The organism is Castellaniella sp. (genome assembly GCF_034007085.1).
GTDB lineage: Bacteria > Pseudomonadota > Gammaproteobacteria > Burkholderiales > Burkholderiaceae_B > Castellaniella.
In genome coordinates this window covers 1-2,830 of record NZ_JAVERO010000205.1, presented here as the reverse complement: position 1 = coordinate 2,830, position 2,830 = coordinate 1, and the positions used below count along the sequence as shown (strand labels likewise).

General features: G+C 60.0%; 4 protein-coding genes. All 4 read left to right on the top strand.

The genetic code is table 11. The annotated features are described in order from the left end of the window. Nucleotides 1-595: amidase family protein (locus RBR29_RS11740; RefSeq protein WP_320349478.1), on the top strand; the 595-nt coding region annotated here is incomplete at its 5' end. A gap of 54 nt (nucleotides 596-649) precedes the next feature. Further along, entirely contained in the window at nucleotides 650-1,645 is a 996-nt protein-coding gene (locus tag RBR29_RS11735; RefSeq protein ID WP_320349476.1) for a TRAP transporter substrate-binding protein, read from the top strand. 25 nt (nucleotides 1,646-1,670) lie between these two features. Beyond that, the gene (locus RBR29_RS11730) at nucleotides 1,671-2,186 is read left to right on the top strand and encodes a TRAP transporter small permease (RefSeq protein ID WP_320349475.1); all 516 of its coding nucleotides are present in this window, start codon (nucleotides 1,671-1,673) and stop codon (nucleotides 2,184-2,186) included. 62 nt (nucleotides 2,187-2,248) lie between these two features. Beyond that, a partial coding sequence (locus RBR29_RS11725) for a TRAP transporter large permease subunit (protein ID WP_320349473.1) occupies nucleotides 2,249-2,830 on the top strand: 582 nt, incomplete at its 3' end.

Here is a 2,830-nt window from a genome sequence, read left to right as displayed (position 1 = left end):
CCGTGACGCAGTCTATGAACAAGCCATGCAGCGTCTGCAAGTCCTGGGCGCAGGTGTGCGCGGACTAGAATTGCCGGGCTGTGACGAGGCCTATGCGATCTTTCTCCAGGGAGGGTTGGCGGCACCGGAATTCTGCGCCTTCCTCAAGGCTGAACTGCCGGGTCGGATGGAGCGCCTGGACCCAGTGGTGCGGCTGCGCGTTGAAGGAGCAGAGTCCCTGTCTGCGGTCGATTACCTGTTGCGGGTGCGCGCCTTGCGCGAAGCAGCGCGACTGGCCCTGCCCGCTTTCGAGGCGGTCGATGTGCTGGTGATGCCGACTGTGGCCATCACGCCTCCGCGCCTGGATGCGATTCAGGATCCCGAGGCCTATCGCCGCGCCAATATGCAAGTGCTGCGCAATACCTGCATGGCCAATCTGCTGGGCCTGTGCGCCATGACACTGCCGATCGGGCTGGATGCCCAGGGCATGCCGGTGGGGCTGCAGCTGCTGGCCCCACCACAGGCTGAAGAGCGCCTGCTGGCCGCCGCCCTGCTGATTGAATCCCGCCTGGGGAAACCCGTCGATGTGCTGGGATCCCCGTGCTTTTTGCAGTGAGCTGTTCTTTGCTTTCGTTCCCCCCTTTTTTGATGCATAGACAAGGAGTGAGACATGATCCGTTTCCCCATCGGCAAGCTTTCCTTTGCCCTCGCCGGCGCCTTGGTCAGTGTTTCTCTGGCCCAGGCGGCCGACTACACTTTCACCTTTGCCCATGTGCTGACCGAGCAGACGCCCAATGCGCGCGCGGCGGTCAAGTTCAAGGAAGAGGTCGAGAAAAATTCCAACGGTCGCATTGAAATCAACGTCCGGCCCGCCGCGCAGCTGGGCGGTGACGTCGAAATCATTGAGCAGACCCAGATGGGACTGGTGCACATCGCGATTCCGCCGACGGGCAATCTGGCCAATTTCGAGCCCAAGATGTTTCTGTTCGATCTGCCTTTCCTGATTCAGGGCGAGCAGTCGATGAAACAGCTGCTGGATGGTGATGTGGGCCGCGAACTGCTGGACACGCTGGGCAAGAGCAATCTGTATGGTGTGAATTACTGGGGTGCGGGGTTCCGCAACATCACCAACAACATCCGCCAGATCAACCAGCCCGATGACCTGAAGAACATCAAGATGCGCACGCTGCAGGCGCCGACCATCCTGGCGACCTATCGGGCCTGGGGTGCCAACCCCACGGCCATGGCGTTCACCGAGGTCTACAACGGCTTGCAGCAGGGCGTGGTCGAAGGCCAGGAAAACCCGCTGGCCAACATCGACTCGATGAAGTTCTACGAGGTCCAGAAATACATGACCCTGACCGGCCATGCGTATCACACTTATGCGGCGGTGATGAACAAGGCGGCCTGGGAATCCCTGCCGGCGGACCTGCAGAAGGTCATGACCGATGCCTTTGACGTTGCGCGGGACTATGGCCGTGAATTGACCAAGGAAGACGAGAACCGCATCCTGGAAAAGATCAAGGGTCAGATCAAGATCGTCGAACTCACGGACGAGGGGCGTCAGAAATTCATCGAACGCTCCGAGCCGATCTACAAACAGTTCGAGGCCAACATTACGCCGGAACTGCTGCAACGCGCGGTCAAGGCCGCAGCGGTGCACTGATCGCATTCCTTTCCTGGAGACCCCCATGCTTGCAGGGATCAACCGGTGCCTCGACCGTATCGAGTCGTTTGCCATGATCGTGCTGATGCTGGTGGCCACCTGCGTGGCCATCATCCAGGTCATCGCGCGCTATGTGTTCAACAACTCGCTGTACTGGTCCGAGGAGACCGTGCTGTACACACTCATCATGATGAGCTTTCTGACCTGCAGCATGGGCGTGCGCTACGCAGCGCATATCTGTGTCGAGGTCCTGCCCTTGATGGCAGGGCCTCGGCTGGCCCGGCTGCTGCGCTACCTGGCCAATACCCTGGGACTGGTATTTGCTGTGGTCCTGGTTTATTACGGCAGCCGTCTGGCAATCAACACGCTGAACATGAACCAGCTGTCTCCGGCCATGCGCATTCCAGTCGGCTATGTCTACATGGTCATCCCGATTTCCGGTGCCTTTATGGGGCTGCGTTATCTGTGGATTCTGTGGAGCATGATCACGGGCAAGAAGGAATACCAGCCGCTGGCCATTGACATGACTTCGGCGGGCTGACGCGGCGCCCGGAGCGCCTGCCCTGAATCATTCCCATGAACGGAAACGGATAAAGAAATTCCATGATTGCCGCCCTGGTTCCTATTTTTTTCGCGCTGCTGCTGTTCGGTCTGCCGATCTTTGCCTCTCTGTCGCTGGCTGTGGCGCTGGCGCTCAAGGGTTTCGGCTCGATCGACCCGCTGGTCGTGCCGATGCGCATGTTTTCGGGGATGAACAATTTTTCCCTGATGTCCATCCCTTTTTTCATTCTGGCCGCCGAGCTGATGCGCATTGGAGGCCTGTCGGACCGGCTCATCGGTTTGGCTCGTGCCCTGGTCGGCTGGCTGCCCGGTGGCCTGGCGGCTGCCACGGTGCTGGCGTGCCTGTTTTTCGGTTCGATTTCGGGGTCCAGCCCCGCAACGGTGATCGCCATTGGCAGCATCATGTTTCCGGCGCTGGTGGCGGCTGGATACAACCGCTTCTTTGCCATCGGCCTGATCACGACGGCCGGCACCCTGGGGCCGATCGTGCCGCCCAGCATCGCCCTGATCATCTATGGATCGGTGACAGGTTCCTCGGTGGGCAAGCTGTTTGCCGCTGGCGTGTTGCCGGCCATCCTGATTGCGACCCTGCTGATCACCTACTGCTGCTGGTATGCGATCCTG

What these genes read in the sequence shown, in the direction of transcription:
- RBR29_RS11735 (WP_320349476.1), top strand. Translation starts at nt 650, where the DNA reads ATGATCCGTTTCCCCATCGGCAAGCTTTCCTTTGCCCTCGCCGGCGCC.
- RBR29_RS11730 (WP_320349475.1), top strand. Translation starts at nt 1,671, where the DNA reads ATGCTTGCAGGGATCAACCGGTGCCTCGACCGTATCGAGTCGTTTGCC.